16 protein-coding genes are annotated in these 18,359 nt (G+C 35.5%); 7 read left to right on the top strand and 9 right to left on the bottom strand.

Annotation, left to right across the window (positions count from 1 at the left end; all coding sequences use genetic code 11):
- The first annotated feature begins 177 nt into the window (after nt 1–177).
- From MQX03_RS00790 to MQX03_RS00780, 3 genes are all read left to right on the top strand, one after another.
- Nucleotides 178–1,008, top strand: a complete 831-nt coding sequence (locus tag MQX03_RS00790; RefSeq protein WP_242800625.1) for an alpha/beta fold hydrolase — start codon at nt 178–180, stop codon at nt 1,006–1,008.
- 180 nt (nt 1,009–1,188) lie between these two features.
- Entirely contained in the window at nt 1,189–1,848 is a 660-nt protein-coding gene (locus tag MQX03_RS00785) for an RDD family protein (RefSeq protein ID WP_242800623.1), read from the top strand.
- Nucleotides 1,849–2,112: 264 nt separating this feature from the next.
- Nucleotides 2,113–2,613 (top strand): hypothetical protein, encoded by a 501-nt coding sequence (locus MQX03_RS00780; RefSeq protein WP_242800621.1) that lies wholly within the window; start codon nt 2,113–2,115, stop codon nt 2,611–2,613.
- Nucleotides 2,614–2,664: 51 nt separating this feature from the next.
- On the opposite strand, the gene MQX03_RS00775 is transcribed toward MQX03_RS00780, so the two are convergent.
- The 5 genes from MQX03_RS00775 to MQX03_RS00755 form a co-directional block, all read right to left on the bottom strand.
- Nucleotides 2,665–4,293 (bottom strand): NADP-dependent glyceraldehyde-3-phosphate dehydrogenase, encoded by a 1,629-nt coding sequence (locus MQX03_RS00775; RefSeq protein WP_242800619.1) that lies wholly within the window; start codon nt 4,291–4,293, stop codon nt 2,665–2,667.
- Nucleotides 4,294–4,468: 175 nt separating this feature from the next.
- Nucleotides 4,469–4,822 carry a hypothetical protein gene (locus MQX03_RS00770; RefSeq protein ID WP_242800617.1) on the bottom strand — a complete coding sequence of 118 codons (354 nt, stop codon included), beginning with the start codon at nt 4,820–4,822 and terminating at the stop codon, nt 4,469–4,471.
- 251 nt (nt 4,823–5,073) lie between these two features.
- Nucleotides 5,074–5,832, bottom strand: a complete 759-nt coding sequence (locus MQX03_RS00765; RefSeq protein ID WP_242800616.1) for an NAD(P)-binding domain-containing protein — start codon at nt 5,830–5,832, stop codon at nt 5,074–5,076.
- 5 nt (nt 5,833–5,837) lie between these two features.
- Complete coding sequence (locus tag MQX03_RS00760) at nt 5,838–6,296, bottom strand: hypothetical protein (RefSeq protein WP_242800614.1); 459 nt, start codon at nt 6,294–6,296, stop codon at nt 5,838–5,840.
- Between the two features lie 885 nt (nt 6,297–7,181).
- The gene (locus MQX03_RS00755) at nt 7,182–7,790 is read right to left on the bottom strand and encodes a DUF6261 family protein (RefSeq protein ID WP_242800612.1); all 609 of its coding nucleotides are present in this window, start codon (nt 7,788–7,790) and stop codon (nt 7,182–7,184) included.
- A gap of 506 nt (nt 7,791–8,296) precedes the next feature.
- Here MQX03_RS00755 and MQX03_RS00750 point away from each other — a divergent pair.
- The 3 genes from MQX03_RS00750 (at nt 8,297) to MQX03_RS00740 (ending at nt 9,412) form a co-directional block, all read left to right on the top strand.
- Nucleotides 8,297–8,554 (top strand): hypothetical protein, encoded by a 258-nt coding sequence (locus tag MQX03_RS00750; RefSeq protein ID WP_242800610.1) that lies wholly within the window; start codon nt 8,297–8,299, stop codon nt 8,552–8,554.
- A 39-nt stretch (nt 8,555–8,593) separates the two neighbouring features.
- Nucleotides 8,594–8,818: a hypothetical protein gene (locus tag MQX03_RS00745; protein ID WP_242800607.1), complete on the top strand. Its 225-nt coding sequence runs from the start codon at nt 8,594–8,596 to the stop codon at nt 8,816–8,818.
- 108 nt (nt 8,819–8,926) lie between these two features.
- Nucleotides 8,927–9,412 (top strand): hypothetical protein, encoded by a 486-nt coding sequence (locus tag MQX03_RS00740; protein ID WP_242800605.1) that lies wholly within the window; start codon nt 8,927–8,929, stop codon nt 9,410–9,412.
- Between the two features lie 283 nt (nt 9,413–9,695).
- Here the strand turns inward: MQX03_RS00740 and MQX03_RS20420 are convergent, their stop codons facing one another.
- Complete coding sequence (locus MQX03_RS20420; protein WP_262916893.1) at nt 9,696–9,830, bottom strand: hypothetical protein; 135 nt, start codon at nt 9,828–9,830, stop codon at nt 9,696–9,698.
- Between the two features lie 31 nt (nt 9,831–9,861).
- Between MQX03_RS20420 and MQX03_RS00735 the strand changes: the two genes are divergently transcribed.
- The gene (locus MQX03_RS00735; RefSeq protein WP_242800603.1) at nt 9,862–10,497 is read left to right on the top strand and encodes a hypothetical protein; all 636 of its coding nucleotides are present in this window, start codon (nt 9,862–9,864) and stop codon (nt 10,495–10,497) included.
- A 443-nt stretch (nt 10,498–10,940) separates the two neighbouring features.
- On the opposite strand, the gene MQX03_RS00730 is transcribed toward MQX03_RS00735, so the two are convergent.
- The 3 genes from MQX03_RS00730 to MQX03_RS00720 all read right to left on the bottom strand — a co-directional run bounded on the left by MQX03_RS00730 (nt 10,941) and on the right by MQX03_RS00720 (nt 18,351).
- Entirely contained in the window at nt 10,941–12,926 is a 1,986-nt protein-coding gene (locus MQX03_RS00730; RefSeq protein ID WP_242800601.1) for a urocanate hydratase, read from the bottom strand.
- 737 nt (nt 12,927–13,663) lie between these two features.
- Nucleotides 13,664–17,866: a T9SS type B sorting domain-containing protein gene (locus MQX03_RS00725; protein WP_242800599.1), complete on the bottom strand. Its 4,203-nt coding sequence runs from the start codon at nt 17,864–17,866 to the stop codon at nt 13,664–13,666.
- Between the two features lie 185 nt (nt 17,867–18,051).
- Nucleotides 18,052–18,351 carry a hypothetical protein gene (locus tag MQX03_RS00720; RefSeq protein ID WP_242800597.1) on the bottom strand — a complete coding sequence of 100 codons (300 nt, stop codon included), beginning with the start codon at nt 18,349–18,351 and terminating at the stop codon, nt 18,052–18,054.
- Between the last annotated feature and the right edge of the window lie 8 nt (nt 18,352–18,359).

The following is an 18,359-nucleotide window of genomic DNA, read 5'->3' as shown; positions in this document are numbered from 1 at the left end:
TAAACACAGTAAGTCACCCTTGACAAGGTTTTGCGTACACACAAACAGCCCAAAAGCATATTAAATTTCAAATCCGTTAAAAATAATTAAAATACCAGAAACACATACCACATCTTTATTTCACACAAGTCGTGGCGCAAAATTTGTGTTTACGTAAACACACCAAAAAATATCAATATGCCTTACATTACAAAACAAGACTACAAAAATTTTGAACTTTATTACGAAGATTTCGGTTCCGGACAGCCGATTATTTTAATTCACGGGTGGCCTTTGAGCGGAAAATCTTGGGAACTTCAGGTTTCTGTACTTCTGAGTCTCGGTTATCGTGTGATTACTTACGACAGAAGAGGTTTCGGGAAGTCAGCACCTACTTTGGCGGGTTATGATTATAACGGATTAGCCGCTGATTTGCATGAATTAATCACTCAATTAGAACTAAAAAATGTTATCCTTTTCGGATTTTCAATGGGTGGCGGCGAAGTAGTTCGTTACATAACCAATTACGGATCTGAAAATGTAGATAAAATCGCATTAATTTCTTCAATTATTCCTTTGGTAAAACAGAAAGATGACAATCCGAACGGTGTTCCACAGGAAGATTTAGATGGAATTATGGATAGCCTGAAAAAAGACAGAGTTACTTTCCTTGAAAACTTTCACAAAAACTTTTACAACTACGGATTGCTCTCACAAACCGTAAGTCAAGCACAGCTTAATTACGATTGGAGTATCGCCTCACACGCCTCTCCAATCGCCACAATAAAATGTGCTGAAAGCTGGGCAAATACAGACTTCCGCCCTGAATTGGTGAGCATTAACGTAAAAACACTGATTGTACATGGTGACAATGACCAGATCGTCCCAATCGAAACAGCCGGAAAGCAAGCTGCAGAAGGTATTGCAGACAATAAGTTTGTGATCATCGAAGGTGCTCCGCATGGTTTAAACGTCACTCATGCCGAACAACTGAACGATGCTATTACTTCATTTTTGAGAGAAAATTAACATCACATAATTCACCACAAATAAAAATGGACTGCAAGATTTTTGCGGTTCATTTCTTTTTAGATTTAGGCCAAAAAAATTACAAAATAACATTTTCATGAATGAACGAGGTTCTTTATATTTGGCAATTCTTAAATGAACAATTTATATCCTATTTAAGAGATAAAATAAATACAAATTATGGAACAAAAATACTTTCTCATTGATGGATCTGATAGAAAAGGTCCGTTTACAATTCAACAACTGAAGGAATTAAATATCAAAAAAAACGATCTCGTCTGGCATGGAGGCATTACGAACTGGACAGAAGCAGAACAAATCGAAGAACTTAAAAGCTTATTTAATCTCATTCCACCACCAGTTGTAAGCAACAATTTACCGATACACATTCCTCAAAAAACTTCGATAAAACAGAAAATCGGTTATGTAGAATATTTATCAAACAATACCATCAGAGTCTACGAGCAAAACCACATCGTACACTACCGTTTCGCCAATTTTGGTGAGCGATTGGGTGCAAGAATACTTGATGTTTTAATCATCGTATTGCCGTCTGCTATTATCCCGATACTTCCCGGGTGGCTGTATTTTGCACTGATGCATTGCAGCGCAGATCAGCAGACCCTTGGACAAAAAGCGGTCAATATCAAATTAGTAAGTACCGATGGTGCTAAAATTAATTTTGGACAGTCTACAGGTCGTTTCTTCGCAAACATCCTCAATGTTCTTACATTTTTCATCGGTTATCTGATGTTTTTCTTCAACGAAAAAAATCAATGTCTGCATGATAATCTTGCAGGAACGCTTGTGGTAGCAGAGATTGGAAGAGAGAGAAGATAATCTCAGAAATTCTAAAAGGTTAGAAAAAATCTTAATGATTAAAAGTTAAATCAATCTTAAACTAAACGAAATCATTATAAATAAAAATGGGCTGCAGATATTTTGCTGTCCATTTTTTTATGGTTTTTCTGGAGAATCTATAGGTTTATTATTGATGTTTTGAGATTTACCAAATGCATTTTGCCCTGATTTATTTATATTTGAAAAATATTTAAAGAAATAAAAAATTGGTGCATCAAAAACCAATTCGAAATACAAGATCAAATGAAAGAAGAAAATTTAAATAAACTGAATTCTCTGTTTTCAAATTTAAAGACAGAAGACCAGAAACTAAAAGAAAGTCAGGAAAAGCAGAAAAGCGAAGAAGATTTATTTATTGAAGGTTTTAAAACATTGTGCAAAAACCTTATCGACCCAAAAATGCAGGAGTTCAGAAGAATGCTGAGACAAAATGGCTATGGTTGCAAAATCTCTCTGAATGAAGAAAGTAAAAACGCAACAGGAATAAATGGGCAAACCAACATCAAACTTCAGATTGCAAGAAATGTGGATTCTAATTTTTATACCAATAATAAGTTTCCGCACATTATGTTCATTGCCGATAAATTCTATAAAAAAATAGGCGTTCATCAGGACACCATTTTCCAAAACGGAACCGGAACTGCCGCCATGAAAGAGCAAACCTACACGCTTGAGAGCTTAAATGAAGAAAGTGTAGAAAAAGAAATTGTAGAGTCTATTGAAAAGATATTAATGAATAAATAAAACAACAAAACCTGCCTCACAGCAGGTTTTATAATATAACTAAGTTATTCTTTAAAACAAATAATCAGTACTCAAAAAATTAGAATCGTGATCTCTGACAATGGTGTTCAGAAGATTTTTGTTGGATTCCGTAGACTTTGCAGCAACCAAAGATCTGATCGAGAACGAACGAAGCGCATCAAACACAGAAAGTGTACCTTCCGCGGAATCTTTTCTTCCAGTAAACGGGAAAACATCGGGGCCACGCTGAGCCTGGCAGTTGATATTTACTCTGCTCACCAAATTCACAAAAGGATCAATCAATTGAGAAACTTCCAACGCATCTTCACTGAAAATACTTACCTGCATCCCGTGAGAAGCGTTCACCTGATAATCAATAGGTTCTTCAATAGTCTCAAATGGCACAACCGGAATAATAGGTCCGAACTGTTCTTCATGATATAATTTCATATCGCTGTTCACCGGATAAACTACAGCAGGAAAAACAAATGATTCCTCATTATATCCACCGTTATCATTAAGAACCTTTCCTCCTTTAGATACAGCATCTTCAATGCATTCTTTAAGGTATGACGGTTTATTAGCTTCGGGAAGTGGCGTAATTTTCACGTCTTTTTCCCAAGGCAATCCGGGTTTTAATTCGGAAACGGCTTTAGTTAATTTAGCAGTAAATTCTTCGGCAACTTCTTTCTGTACGAAGATCAGTTTCAAAGCGGTACAACGCTGTCCGTTGAAAGAAAGTGCTCCGAGAATAATCTCGCTCACGGCAATATCAAGATTGGCATTTTTGGTAACGATGGCTGCATTCTTTGCATCTAAACTTAAAATTGCACGAAGCCTGTTGACTTTTGGGTGCAGTTTTTTCAGTCCGTTGGCTACTTTACTCGAACCAATGAATGCCAAAACATTCACTTTACCACTTTCCATAATTGGAGTGATAATTTCTGAACCTTTACCGTATAAAGTATTCACCGTTCCTTTTGGGAAAGCTTCTTTAAAAGCATTCAACAAAGGGTAATGCGCCAAGACACCATGCTTAGGAAGTTTAAATATAATCGTATTCCCCATGATCAATGCAGGGATCAACGTTGTGAAAATTTCGTTTAAAGGATAATTAAACGGCCCCATGCTTAAAACCACTCCAAACGGCGCTCTTCTGATTTGTGCAATAGTACCTTCCGCTTGTTGAAAACGAGATGACTCACGATCCAAATCTTTTAAAGCATCGATAGTTTGGTTGATATAATCTACGCTACGGTCGAATTCTTTAGTAGAATCTGGTAAAGTTTTACCGATTTCCCACATCAATAATTTGATGATGAGATCACGTTCTTTAATCATTAAGTAGACAAACTTCTGCATGCATTTGATGCGACCTTCTACTGACATCGTTGGCCATTCGCCGAGGCCGTTGTTATAGGCTTTTACCGACGCATCAAGAACCTCCATTGCCTCATCCGGTCCGATATTGGGAATGCTGCCCAGCAATTTTCTTTCTAAACCGTTTTCCGTCCGGATGCAGACCGGGGAATAAACCTCTGTAACATCGCCCTTCCACTCTACCAATTCGCCATTTAACAGATAAACTCTTTGGTGAATTTTCTGAATCTTGTATTCTTCGGGGATTTCGTTTTCGCTTTTAAAAATTTCTTTGAATGATGCTGTATTTTCTGAACTCATAAATTTTTCTTTTTAATAATTTGAAATTTGAAAGAATAAAGTTAGAGTTTAAGATCGACTTTCGGAATAGCAAATTCATAGATTTGCTCTATTTAAAAGGTTTTTGAATGAAATTTAATATGCTTTTTGAGGGATAAAAAAACTCAGCAAAATTGCTGAGTTAATGTATTTGTGATTACTTTTCTAATGATTTGTAATTTTCATTTCTATGTTTTTCTAAACGTAACCTTGTTGCTTCTATTACTTCTTTGTAATCATGAACTCTTTCATTTTTAAAATCTTCTTCTGAACGTTTCAGCGATTCCAGAATTTCTTCTTTGGTTTCATTTCTCCATTCTTTAGGTTCAATCGTTTTAGAAATGACTAAAAGTTCTTCCGGTGTGAATCTTTTTTCTTTTAGTTTTTTGAAAAAAGTAGGCTTTTTAATTCCTGATTTCTCAATGATGTATGACATTTTGAAAGGAGAATTTTTCAGAATCTCATCAATATTATTTTGAATCTCTATATATTTTTCTATTTCAGCTATCATAATTTTATCAATTTTGGTATCGTTTTATGAGACAATATAATAAAATTCTTCTTTTTTATCAGACAAAAATATTAACGCAAAGATTTTCATCCATCGAATTATATTTGAAGAGAGCAAAGTTGAGTCAACAAGTTGACTTGATAAAGCTGGCAAATTTTCACGCTTAATGAGGCTTGCCTCAATCCTTTGCTCCTTAAGTTTTTTCGGTTTTTAAATTAAATCTTTGCGTTAAAATTTTCTGCATAAAAAATCTACAAATGAAAATACCTCGGATCAGGATATTGAAATTCAAAATCCAGTTCTTTCATTAATTTCTCAGGAGAGATTGTTCTTCCAATCGTTGTTCTTTCGCCATCGTAAGGTAAATCTTTCTGAGCATTGATGACTTCTTCCTTATTCGGGTGGATGGGCGCAACAACATTGTATACTTTAGATTGCGATTGGTTGTTCAGCATTTTTTCGATGACCGAACAAATATCTGCATAGTGAATATGATTCACTAACTGATCCAAATTTGAAATATTATAATTCTTCAAAAGTCTTTGACCACCCATTAATCCGGCTAATCTTAAGATATTGGTTTTAGGGAATTCTTTTAAAATAAAGTTTTCACTTTCTACTTCTTCAGCAGGTTGATCATCTTCTGTAAAGTCTTGATCATTTTCAGCGTAAACTCCGGTGGAACTCATCAGAAAAAGCTTGCCTTTAAAATCTCCAAGAAAGTTCAGCAGGTTTTGCCGTTTGTCATTCATAGGAATCTGGGCACCTCTGATTCCTGAAAACGGAACGCTGATGATGATGGCATCTAATTCTTTTGCTGCTTCCCATTCTTTCATCTCTGTATCCAATTCATTAGGGAAACTGATTAAGGTCGTTTGATATCCTTTACATTGGAATTCGTCGACCTTCGATTCTGTCGTCGTTGTTGCGAAAATTTGATATTGATTTGATAACCGTTCTGCGATGTGATTTCCGAGCCAGCCGCAGCCGATGATTCCTAGTTTTTTCATATTTTTTATTTTACCCAAAGTTCGTCACACGAATATTTAAATTTATTATTTTCAATTTTTATTTTTCCGGAATATTCATAATTATTTATTGAATCTGAAAAAGCTCTGGTTTTATCTATCATCACTTCAAGATTAACATTATTTTTATTAGAAAATTTTAAAATTTGTGTTTTCTGATTTCCTGCTGAATCCAAAACTTTTTTGTTCTCCGTTAATTTCAGCGTATCATTATACTTTTTAGAATCCTTTTTCCATCCCTGAAACTCAGCTAAGTTCATTTCAAAAAGAGAATCATCAATTCGTTTCAGCTCAAATGTATCATAACCACAAAGCATTCCCAGACGGCCTTGATTATCAGAGTTTTTAAATGAACTATTCAGATAATCCCACTCAATCTTTTTTTCAATTGGGTTTTCCTTGCACGAAAACAATAATAAGATTAAAATAATGATATAATTTTTCATTAACGTAATAATTCCTTTGAATAATTTAGTATTCCAAAAGTATTATTTTAATACTAATATTTCTAAATAAATACTGATGATATTTACTATCATAAATTCGTCAGTTCGAGTAAAATTCTGAAAAGAATTTGTATCGAGAACCAGTGAGTATAAAACAAAAATTGTGCATCACTCAAAAAGTTCTCGATACATTTTTCCTTTGGAAAAACACTCGAACTGACGACATTGTTTATAATTTAGAAATATCACTGTAATACAAACATTCATCAACATAGTTGATAATATCTGCTATGACAAATCCGTCAGTTCGAGTAAAATTCTAAAAGAATTTGTATCGAGAACCAGTGAGTATAAAACAAAATTTGTGCATCATTCAAAAAGTTCTCGATACATTTTTCCTTTGGAAAAACACTCGAACTGATGACATTGTTTAGAATTTAGAAATATCACTGTAATACAAACATTCATCAACATAGTTCATAATATCTGCTATGACAAATCCGTCAGTTCGAGTAAAATTCTAAAAGAATTTGTATCGAGAACCAGCGAAGCGAAGCACAAAATTTGTCGGCTAATCAAAAAGTTCTCGATACATTTTTCCTTTGGAAAAACACTCGAACTGACGACATTGTTTATAATTTAGAAATATCACTGTAATACAAACATTCATCAATATAGTTCATAATATCTGCTATGAAAAACCCGTCAGTTCGAGTAAAATTCTGAAAGAATTTGTATCGAGAACCAATGAGCTGAAAAACAAAACTTGTGCATCATTCAAAAAGTTCTCGATACATTTTTCCTTTGGAAAAACACTCGAACTGACGACGACTCGACTTCATATTACTCCAACAAAAAACTCAGCAATCTGCTGAGTCATTCTATTTATTCCGGTTTTTCTTCCTTTCGTTTTACTTCCGAATTTTTCGCTGCTTTTACCAGCTCGTTGGTATCGCTGTAGAGAAGTTTCCAATCGGGAACGTCTTTCATGGCGGTGAGCAAATTCAGATAGGTTTTGAGGTTTTTCTCCAGATCTTTGCGGATGGCGCTTGCGCTGGTCATCTGTCTGAGGTCCGCATTGGCTTCTGCCTGTTCGCCAAAGATCGTTTCAAAAGCTTCGTGTTTTGTTTTCATGTCTGCGAAAGCCGTGTTGAGAGAAAGAAGTGCAATTTTCTGTTGATTTTCCGGACTTTCCAAAGCTTCAATCAGCTTTTTCATCTGTGCGGTTTGTGAGGAATAGCTTAAGCGGTCGAGATCAAGCCCAAAAGTTTTGAAAACACCGTACAAAGCTTCCGCCGACTGATAATTGGGTGCAGACTGAAGCTTTCGGTAACCGTCCAGAAAAGATTTAAGATTGGTGTAAGCGACATCTCTTTCATGGTCTGCCATGGCAACGTCTTTTCCTTTTCCGCTGTAGACTTGCTTGGTGTAGACCATATCGTATTCGGTATAGGAATTCTGCAAAGTTGCGGTAAGTGGATGGTTGGAAATCACAGGATATTTTCCTTACTGAATGTTGGTAATAATTCTCTGAGCCAAAGTCGCAAGGTCTTTAGTGCTCAGTCTCACTAATGAAATTTCCATCTTTTAATGTGTTTATTTGTTAAAAATGTATTAATTACTCAAAACAAATATAAATAATTCTGCATTTAGTTTAAAACATTTTGTGGGAAATAAAATGCAATTGCATAAAGTTCCCCGCAAATTGTTGGAGACTTCCTGCAATTGCAGGAAGCTACAAACAAGGTTGTTTTAAATAAAATGCGGGTGCAGGAGATTTATTTTAAGATTGTTTGTGAGTTTCTGCGGATGCGTGTGTTTTTAACCGAGGTTGTTTTGAAAATACTATTTCTCCATCATACTCTGCTAGCGGGGGTGAAACAAAAATTTACAATTAAAATAATTTTCAGTAGAAATACGGAAGGTATTATTATGTTAGTTTTATATATTTGATAAGTCTCGTTCAAATTAACATATTAAGAAAATATTCTAACTACATAATGGAATACGATTATATTATAGTACAAAGTGTTTTAACAAACGAAAGAGGTAAACACGATCCAATTCATATAAAGCCTCTTCCTAACCAAGATCCCTATTTAGAAACAATGTATGTACAGTGTTCTAAAGTTCTCTCCACAGATTTTCCTGTTGGAACTAAATTCAAAATAAAAGCAAAGATAATTACTCCTACAAATGGAAACCGTCCTTTTGCGTCAAGTCACTATACTTGGCCATTTGAAATTATTAAAGATTAACAATATATTTATTAACTACATAACAAAAAACTTATAAATATGAAATTTAAAATTAATCAAGAAGTATTAGAAATAGCTTCCGGGAAAAAATGTATCGTTGTGGCAACAAAAGAAGAACCTTGGAGGAAAACAGTAGATCCATATAATCGAAAAGAAGTTTATCCTGAAAATAATGCAGATTACATTGTTTTAATTAAAATAGACGAAAATGAATATAAAGGAGAAATGCATGTATACGAACAACAATTAACCGAAATAAATTAAAGCTGATATGAGTGTCAGGCTCGTGCTTTAATTACTTATAAGCAATATAGCTTCGCACCAGCTTTGAAAGTTTTACATTAACATTATAAATAAAATATGACAATTGAAATGAAATTTCTTGATCCAAAAGATTGGCAAGCACTAAAAATTATAGAAGTTAAAGGTGATTCATTTTTTCCATTTACAGCTTATTTTCCTTACATACGAAAAATGGATTCGAATTATTATAAAACTTACAAAGAGGGGGATGAATTGGATAAAATAATATTAGAAACAATCAAAAGATTTTATCCCGATTCATTTTTAAGTATGAATGCCCATATTTACGCAGTAAATCAAGTAGATGATTACTTAAAACATATTGAAACAGGACACAAAAAAGATTTCACTATACAATTTAGTCCAGAAATAAACTATGAAATATACGATGAACTTATTAAAGGGAATATTTTTTCATATCCAATGGAATTTAATTATAGACTAACTCCACTCTCTGCTAATCACGAAAGAATTGAATTTTTGCATAGATTCTTTTTATGTCACATTAATAATGAAAAACTTAAAGGCTTAGTAGATACAATATTACCTATATAAAACCTTATTAATTAGCCAAAGTCTCACGCTCGTGTCTTAAAGTAAATGAAATTATTGGATTCAAATCAAATTAAAATGAAGATAAAAAAACCTGCCTCACAGCAGGTTTTTCCATATTTAAAAAGTTTTAAAACAAACTTTCGTCCACAAAATTAGGCAACGTCACTTTCAGATTCAGCTCAGCTTCCATTCCATTGCCCCCGATCTTGCAGATTTGCAATCCGTGAGCATTTACAAAAGCTAAGGCACGGATTTAAAATCTGCGCCATCTACGTTCAAAATACTATAATAAACCTACCTCACAGCAGGTTTTATAATTTTCCACAAAATCTCCCAATCCAAGGCAACCTTTCCAGAATTTTAAAGTCTTAATAATAAAGAGTGATGATGAAATCTTTCTCATAAAGTATTTTTCCATTCTTTTCTGTTGAACTTTAAAATTCTTTGTTATGAAAAAAGCACTTTATATTCTGGTATTTTTACTAAGCGGCAACATCTGTTTTGCACAGAAAGATAAGATCGCATTTTACGGAGGAATAGAATGGCAGCCTGCGATTCGACAGTATCAACCTGCGGTACACCTTAATGTGAGAGGATACATTAATGACCATGTTTCATTGGGTGCAGCACTGAGCTATACCAGCGAAAAACATGCTGAAAACTTTGGCTACTTAGCCGACAGAACACGATCCAATCATGCGACGCTCAATTTTTTAGTTCAAAATGACGTGATCAATAACGATAAAGTTTTTTTCAGCACGTATCTTTCTACAGGTTTGTATTTTTTAAGTCTCGTCAATCCCGATGAAACTAGTACCCAAACGCAGTACAATGAAGTTGACGGAATGTGGATCGTCAATCAATACGAAGTTCCCAGAAAGCTCAACCGTGATCTTTTTTATAATATTCAAGGCGGCGTAGATTTTTCAGTGAAAATAGGAAGCATGACGAAGGAGAATATATCGGTGTATTTGACCACACGAGCCGGTTATCAGTTCGTTCTCGGAAACGGAGATGTTGCCAACGGAAATCAGTTTACAAAACCTGTGGTTTCTCTTGGAGTGACGTTTAAGGGGAATAAATAGTTCGTCATTGCGAGCAAAGCAAAGCAATCTGTTCAGAATGTTGAGAACAATTCAACGGATTGCTTTCCCGAATATTCGGGACCGGCTGTTATTCCTTCTCTCAATGACGTGCACGAAAAAAACCTGCTTTGTGCAGGTTTTTGTTATTTATAAAAATTGCTTTCGTCAGTTCGAGTTTCCCGATCCAATCGGGAGGTATCGAGAACTTTTGCGTGAAACTTCTCGATACGCTTTTTTCAAAAGCTACTCGAAGTGACGAAGTGAAAATCTTATTTAAAAATCAATGAGTAAAGTTCACAACTTCATCATTTCGAGTGTTTTTTCTGAAAGAAAAAAAGTATCGAGAACCCGTGAACTACAGACATCTTCGGATTCAACAACTTCTCGATACGAGTTTTTGCAAAACTCTACTCGAAGTGACGGGACGTTTTAGTATTTTCAAATTAAAAAAGATTCTCATCTACAAAATTCGGCAATGTCACCTTCAAATTCGGCTCAGCTTCCATTGCTCTTTTAATCGCGAAAACAGCACCTTCATTTCTTGCCCAGCTACGTCTTGAAATTCCGTTGTTGACGTCCCAGAAAAGCATCGATTTTAATCTTCTGTCGGCATCGTCGCTTCCATCGAGCAACATCCCGAAACCACCGTTGATCACTTCACCCCAGCCAACGCCGCCACCGTTGTGGATGCTCACCCAAGTCGCCCCACGGAAACTGTCGCCAATCACATTGTGAATCGCCATATCTGCCGTAAATCTCGAGCCATCATAAATATTAGAAGTCTCTCTGTACGGCGAATCTGTCCCCGAAACATCGTGATGGTCTCTTCCCAAAACCACCGCTCCGATTTCTCCGTTGGCAATGGCTTTGTTGAAGGCTTCAGCGATTTTCATTCTTCCTTCTGCATCGGCGTACAGAATTCTCGCCTGCGAACCAACGACCAGATTGTTTTCCTGAGCACCTTTGATCCACGTGATATTGTCTTTCATTTGCTGCTGAATTTCTTCCGGCGATGTTTTAATCATTTCCTCTAAAACGGCACACGCAATGTCATCCGTTTTCTGCAAATCTTCCGGTTTTCCGCTGGTACAAACCCAACGGAACGGCCCGAAACCATAATCAAAACACATCGGTCCCATAATATCCTGAACGTATGATGGATATTTAAATTCTCTTCCAATCGTAGGATTTTCAGACATTACATCGGCTCCAGCTCTGGAAGCTTCGAGTAAAAAGGCATTTCCATAATCGAAGAAATAAGTTCCTTTTGCTGTATGTTTGTTGATGGCTGCAGCGTGTCTTCTCAAGGTTTCCTGAACTTTTTCTTTGAATAATTCAGGGTTTTCTGCCATCATGGTATTGGATTCCTCAAACGATTGCCCGACCGGATAATAACCGCCCGCCCAAGGATTGTGAAGTGAAGTCTGGTCTGAACCAATATCGATTCTTAAATTTTCTTCATCAAATTTTTCCCAGATATCCACGATGTTTCCAAGGTAAGCCAAAGAAACCGTTTCCTGATTTTCCTGCGATTTTCTTACTCTTGCCACTAATTCATCCAGATTTTCGTGGATTTCATTCACCCATTTCTGTTCGTGACGGATTTTTGTAATCTTAGGATTGACTTCGGCAATGACCGTAATGCAACCTGCGATATTTCCGGCTTTTGGCTGAGCTCCGGACATTCCGCCCAAACCTGACGTGACGAATAATCCGCCTTTTGGTTCTTTATTGATTTTTCTGAAAGCATTTAAAACCGTAATCGTCGTTCCGTGCACAATTCCCTGCGGACCGATGTACATATAACTTCCCGCGGTCATTTGTCCGTACTGTGAAACACCCAACGCATTGAATTTTTCCCAATCGTCCGGCTTGGAATAATTTGGAATCATCATTCCGTTCGTCACCACCACTCTCGGCGCATCTTTGTGCGAGGGAAATAATCCCATCGGATGACCGGAATACATTGTCAACGTCTGTTCGTCTGTCATTTCCGACAGGTATTTCATCGTCAGAAGATACTGCGCCCAGTTGCTGAACACTGCTCCATTTCCACCATAAGTAATCAGTTCGTGGGGATGTTGCGCCACAGCATAATCCAGATTATTCTGAATCATCAGCATAATGGCTTTTGCCTGTTCAGATTTTCCAGGATATTCGGCAATATCTCTTGCTTTCATCTCGTAATCCGGACGGAAGCGGTACATATAAATTCTGCCGTATTTTTCCAGTTCTTCCCTGAATTCCGGCAATAATTCTGCGTGAAACTGAGGTTCGAAGTATCGTAAAGCGTTTTTCAGAGCGAGTTTTTTCTCTTCGTCTGTTAAGATTTCTTTACGCTTTGGTGCATGGTTGATTTGTGTTTCGTATGGTTTTGGCTGAGGTAGTTCGGTGGGAATTCCTTGTTGTATCTGTTCTTTGAAAGTCATTATATAGTTGATTGTTGTTTGGTTGATTGTTGTTAGACTTTTGTGGTTTTAAAGATATTAAAAATGAAAATTATAAAACAAATTACTGAGATAGGAATAAGAATATAAAACTCGGGAGCAACACACAGTAGAATGAGGTTGAAAATAACCATGCTAAAATGTAGTAATGACAAATAATAATTTGTTGTTCTTCTCATTAAAAAGATTATAAAATATCCAATGGGGTAAGTAAGATATGTCATTATAAAAACTGAAAAATTATAAAATGAATTTCCAAGATATTTACCCCAAACACTCCATTGTATTGTTCTGTTAAAACCTATCGTGTCTATCACATCTTTAGTGATAAAAAATGAAAGTGTAATAACTATCAAGATAGGTAAACTAAAAAGAACAAAGAATTGCTTTGTAAGTAGAGCTTTCATAAAAATGGTTGTCAAGTTGTAAATTTATTCATTTTTTTTGAGCTATGAATTCCCCTCCAGTGAAGGGGTGGATAAATTTTCTGTGAAAATTTAGACGGGGTGGTTTGAGAATACAGAATATTAAAATCTTGAAGTTTGATTCCGTTTTTAAACCACCCCGTCAAAAATTCTTTGAATTTTCGCCACCCCTCCAAAGGAGGGGAATTTTTATGCTGGTGATTATTTGATGAGTTAGAGTAAGTTTCATATTTAAACACAACAAAACCTCACTGAAAATCAATGAGGTTTTATCGTTCAATTGTTTAAATATTTTTAATTATTGTTTTTCACTAAAATCCATCCGGTAAAGGTTCTGCCATCCGGAAGTGTGATGACGTACCAATAACTTGAGGTAGGAATTGGTCTGCCTGAGATTGTTCCGTCCCAGATAATTTGTGTGTTTGTATTTTGTTCAAAAATCAGGTATTGATAACGGTCAAACACTTTTACGTTAGTCATTTTGGTTCCGAAAACATGAAGGTTTCTGATAATCCATTTATCATTAGCGCCGTCTCCGTTTGGCGTGATGGCATTTTTAATATCTAAAATCACTCCATCTTGCTTTACGATACATTTTCCTTCAACATATTTTACATAGAATGTGATAATTCCGGTTGGCAAATTGTAGAAAACATTACTTGCCTGCCAGGTAATTCCGTCAATAGAATAAACAATTGGTTGTGAACCTGTTGCCGTAATCGTGTAGGTGCTTCCACTGGCAACCATCTGTTGAATGACAGGAACATCATAATATTTTGCTTCAAATGTCCCCGTATAAGAACATCCATTATCAGACGTAACAGTTACCGAATAAGTTCCGACAACATTCATTCCTGTAATCGTATCGGAAGTAGAAACTACCTGCCCTGAAGGATTCGTCCAGACATAACTTACAATATTGTGGCCTTCAACTTTTAAAGTGTATGTAAAAGTTCCGTCCGGACAGAAATACTGAGTTGGAATTTCAAATATCGGTACTAGCTTTAAAGAAATTTTTATGCTCGTCATTTCAGGACAGAATCCGGGAGCACTCACTTTTACATATATTATATTCGATCCCGTGTTTTGATTAAATTGATAAGTTGTAGGATTTGCAATCACATTTGTTCCTGCATTTAAATCTGCTAAAGACGGATAATAGGTAAATACAGCGTTCGCTCCTGAATATATCTGCTGTTGAAACTGGGTTAAATTTACATTTTCAATTCCGTCGTTACCATTATCACAGACATTGTTTAAATTAAACGGTCCTGCATTCTGAAGAACAATTTTATTTCCAATGATGAAATTAATACTTGCAATATCATCACAAGCCGGAATATTCTGAATTTTTACCCAAATCTGAGCCGGAAATGGCTGAGCTGTAAAATTTGTTGGATTTGCAATTGCATTGACACCATTTTGAGCATCAGATTGCGTCAGATAAAAACTGAATGTATTCATCTGATTCGGAATATCAATATAAAGATTGGTGTAATTCATCAGATTGACTTCATAGGTTCCGTCTAAATTTTCATCACAAATCGTTATACTTGAATTGATTGCTTTTGGAGGAAAATAAGTATTCAACTGAATCGGAGCTACAGAAAAACATCCGGTGGTCTTTGACTGAAATCTCGCCCAGACCTGAACAGTAGAAATATTAGTTGTGTAAGAATTTCCGATTTGGTTTGCAGTGTTTCCCGCATTGGCTTCTGTTGCTGTAAGGTAATATGAAATATTCATATTTGAAAGCGCATACGTATTTTGAGCAGGTATAAATAATTGTGGAACCGCATCATTCAACTGAAAAGTTTCGCTTAAATTAAAATCTTCATCACAAGTATTTAAAACAGCGTTTGTCAATACAACTGCTGGTAAAAATATCATCTGAATATTTAACTGAGATGCTGAGAAACATTCATTATTATTAAATTTAACTTTTACATACACTGTCGCAGTTCCTTGTACAATAAATTGTGTAGGATTCGTAATTTGTCCTGAAAAAGTATGAGTCACAGCATTATAAGATGTATAATAAGTAAAAGTTACATTCGAAGATCCGTTATAAATCTGTGGTTGCGAAAGGGTAAGATTATACATTTCCACTCCGTCATTATTATTATCGCAGATATTATTTAAAGTTATGTTTACTGTAGAATTTACTGCCGGTGTTGAAACCAAAGAGAAATTTACCGGATAAATCTGTGTACAATTGTAAGAAGTTATTTTTGCGAAAAGCTGGTTATTTCCAGTAATTATTGCATTGGTCACAGGATTATTTCCTGACTGCGCATCAGCCTGATTCAGATAAAATAAAACACTTGCATTCTGTCCACCAATAATTGCTGCGGTGAAAGGTTGTAACGAAACATTTTCCGAATTATCATTATTAAAATCACAAATACTGAAAGCTGAAGTGGAAATCACCGGATGAACCAAATAAACATTGATAGGTCTGATGGTATAACACTCATCTGTTTCTTTAAAACGTACATAATACGTCTGAGAAACGAAATCACCATTGGTCGTAATTGTCTGATTAGAAGAAATCGGATTTATTCCTAATTCTGCATCTCCATAAGTTTGATAAAATTCTGTAAACAGAGCTGTTGTAGGCAGTATCAACATATTTGCAGAAAGCGCAAGCAAATCTACATTGACATCCTCAGTTCCATTAAAACAGATGTATTCATTTTTATCATTTGCTTTAATTTGAGTAAAAGTAACATTCATAGTCACAGGAATCACCGTAAAACAACCTCCTGCAATCTGCACTCTGATAAATACAGTCTGTAACCCATCCTTTATTGTTCCTAAAAGCGGTCCCGTTCCACTAAAAGCTGCGGCATAAGTACTGTAAGCAGCAAAACCTACTCCTGGCTGACTGGAAATCAATGGTCCAAGATTTAAAGCAAAATCAAATTCTTCCAAATTATTATCATTGATGTCACACATGGTATAAGAATAAAGACCGGGGGAATTGGCATTCACACCTGGTTTTAAACCAAAATTTAAAGGCCCTAAAACATACACGCAATTTGCATCTTGTAATCTGACCCAAATTTTTGTTGTCGCTGTAATATTTGCAGTTACGATTGGATTGCTGTTGTTTTGAGCATCATTTTGACTTGCATGGTATGTAATTCCGGTAGTGTTGGGCGGAAGAATCTGATTGTTTAACAAAGTCAGATCATACGCATTTTCAACACCATCATTATTGGTATCACAAAGCAAAATCAAATCTAAAAGCAGATTTTTACTCAAAAAATTGAGGGTAAGTACTGCAACTCTGAAACAAGTCGGTACGTTGGGATTCTGAATTCTTACAAAAAAAACTGAATTAGCAGTCAAACTATAATTTAGAGACAACGCATTTTGTCCAGATTGTGCATCAAGCAAAGTTGAGTGAAAAGTAAAATTGAAATTCGCAGGATTCTGTGAAGTCAAATTTTGTTTAAAATCATTTAAATTGATATTTACAGGTGTATTACCGCAAAAATTTTGACTATAATTTTTTGCAACCGGATAGGTCGCATCAAAATCTAATACAAAATCATCTGTGAAAGTCAGAAAACTACTTGCACAAACATTAAATTTAACCGTAGCTGTATATGTATCATTCTGAGTCGGACAAATATTAGTTTGCACACCGTTTCCAACGACCTGACCTGTAGAATTTGTCCACGTTACTTCCGGCTGAATCGTGTTTCCGGTTGGGGTAAATTTGTAAGCTTCCTGTGTCGCTTGCCAATTTCCTGTATTTCTTGAACCCGGGGAATAGCCCAAAGTACCATCATTGTTCATAATCCCGATCAGTGCATTTTCAAACTTTCTCGTGGGGCAAGGAGTCAGTTTTTTATCTACAAAAACCTCAACAATATTTGTTGTTTCGTGAAGGACAATCTGAGACGAAGAACGATCTGTGCAACCCGCTACCCTTCCGTCATAAAAATTAATCACAAATTTTCTGTAAGGCGCAGTTCCTACCGTTGAATAATAAATTTCTGAAGAATCTCCGGCAGCAAAAACCATATCATGATACACCCCAAAAATCGAATTTTTCGGAAGACTCGCATTCGGATTTTGCCAAAAAACATTGGGATAATTGATATTTCCGAGCTGGCTGAGATCAAAAGTGACCATTCCGTTAGAACCAACCACAAGTGCATTAAAATTTTGATTGAAGAAACAAAACGAAAAAGGAAGATCCAGTTTTACTGCAAAAGCATCATCAAAATTGGCATTCAAAGGCGTTCCCTGATTTAATGGAACTGCAGGATTATAAACTTCCGGGGTTACGGCATAAGTAGTGGTTTCTTTTAAAACCGGATATTCTGCATGAAGCTGAATACACCCGCTAGCATCCAGGTCATTGGTACACGTTACATGGAAATTTTCGTTTCCCAAAGCGTCTTTAATCTTTACCTGAAGTGGAGTTTGGGAAAATACCGAAATAAAAATCAAAAATAATACAACCGATAAATATTTTTTCATATGCACAGTATGGGATTAACACTTAATTAAAAAATAACAATTATAAATAAATATTTTACAAACATAAAACATTTTTAATGTATTATGAATAATATTAAATAATTATTTATCTATAATTAACATTGTGTTAAATAAAAAAAGCTACCTCAATTGAGATAGCTTAAATTTTTATACTTTTAATCCTGTTAGCTTACGATATCATCGTTTTCTTCTTCGTGATCATCTTCATTATCGCTCTGGCTGTAGAAATCATTTTCCTCATCCGGAAGCTGATCTGTAATCTGCTCAAAATTGTCATCATCTTCCGCACCGGGAACATCTAGCCCGAAAGGCATTCCGTCGTTCACGTGATTGGGATTGATGATTGGATTTCCGTCTCCGTCCAAAGGAATATGCTCTTCTTTATTGAAAATATCTTCACCCGGATTATAATCCATTTCTTCTAAATTTCTTTCTTGCTCTTCAGTATTGTCTTGTGGAATCATAATATTAT

The organism is Chryseobacterium aahli (genome assembly GCF_022699665.1).
GTDB classification, from domain to species: domain Bacteria; phylum Bacteroidota; class Bacteroidia; order Flavobacteriales; family Weeksellaceae; genus Chryseobacterium; species Chryseobacterium aahli.
Note: the sequence above shows the minus strand (reverse complement) of the source record. Positions and strands in the feature narration are given on the sequence as shown.

Coding starts and splice junctions, on each gene's coding strand:
- MQX03_RS00790 (WP_242800625.1), top strand. CDS start 178: ATGCCTTACATTACAAAACAAGACTACAAAAATTTTGAACTTTATTAC.
- MQX03_RS00785 (WP_242800623.1), top strand. CDS start 1,189: ATGGAACAAAAATACTTTCTCATTGATGGATCTGATAGAAAAGGTCCG.
- MQX03_RS00780 (WP_242800621.1), top strand. CDS start 2,113: ATGAAAGAAGAAAATTTAAATAAACTGAATTCTCTGTTTTCAAATTTA.
- MQX03_RS00775 (WP_242800619.1), bottom strand. CDS start 4,293: ATGAGTTCAGAAAATACAGCATCATTCAAAGAAATTTTTAAAAGCGAA.
- MQX03_RS00770 (WP_242800617.1), bottom strand. CDS start 4,822: ATGATAGCTGAAATAGAAAAATATATAGAGATTCAAAATAATATTGAT.
- MQX03_RS00765 (WP_242800616.1), bottom strand. CDS start 5,832: ATGAAAAAACTAGGAATCATCGGCTGCGGCTGGCTCGGAAATCACATC.
- MQX03_RS00760 (WP_242800614.1), bottom strand. CDS start 6,296: ATGAAAAATTATATCATTATTTTAATCTTATTATTGTTTTCGTGCAAG.
- MQX03_RS00750 (WP_242800610.1), top strand. CDS start 8,297: ATGGAATACGATTATATTATAGTACAAAGTGTTTTAACAAACGAAAGA.
- MQX03_RS00745 (WP_242800607.1), top strand. CDS start 8,594: ATGAAATTTAAAATTAATCAAGAAGTATTAGAAATAGCTTCCGGGAAA.
- MQX03_RS00740 (WP_242800605.1), top strand. CDS start 8,927: ATGAAATTTCTTGATCCAAAAGATTGGCAAGCACTAAAAATTATAGAA.
- MQX03_RS20420 (WP_262916893.1), bottom strand. CDS start 9,830: ATGGAAAAATACTTTATGAGAAAGATTTCATCATCACTCTTTATTATT.
- MQX03_RS00735 (WP_242800603.1), top strand. CDS start 9,862: ATGAAAAAAGCACTTTATATTCTGGTATTTTTACTAAGCGGCAACATC.
- MQX03_RS00730 (WP_242800601.1), bottom strand. CDS start 12,926: ATGACTTTCAAAGAACAGATACAACAAGGAATTCCCACCGAACTACCT.
- MQX03_RS00725 (WP_242800599.1), bottom strand. CDS start 17,866: ATGAAAAAATATTTATCGGTTGTATTATTTTTGATTTTTATTTCGGTA.
- MQX03_RS00720 (WP_242800597.1), bottom strand. CDS start 18,351: ATGATTCCACAAGACAATACTGAAGAGCAAGAAAGAAATTTAGAAGAA.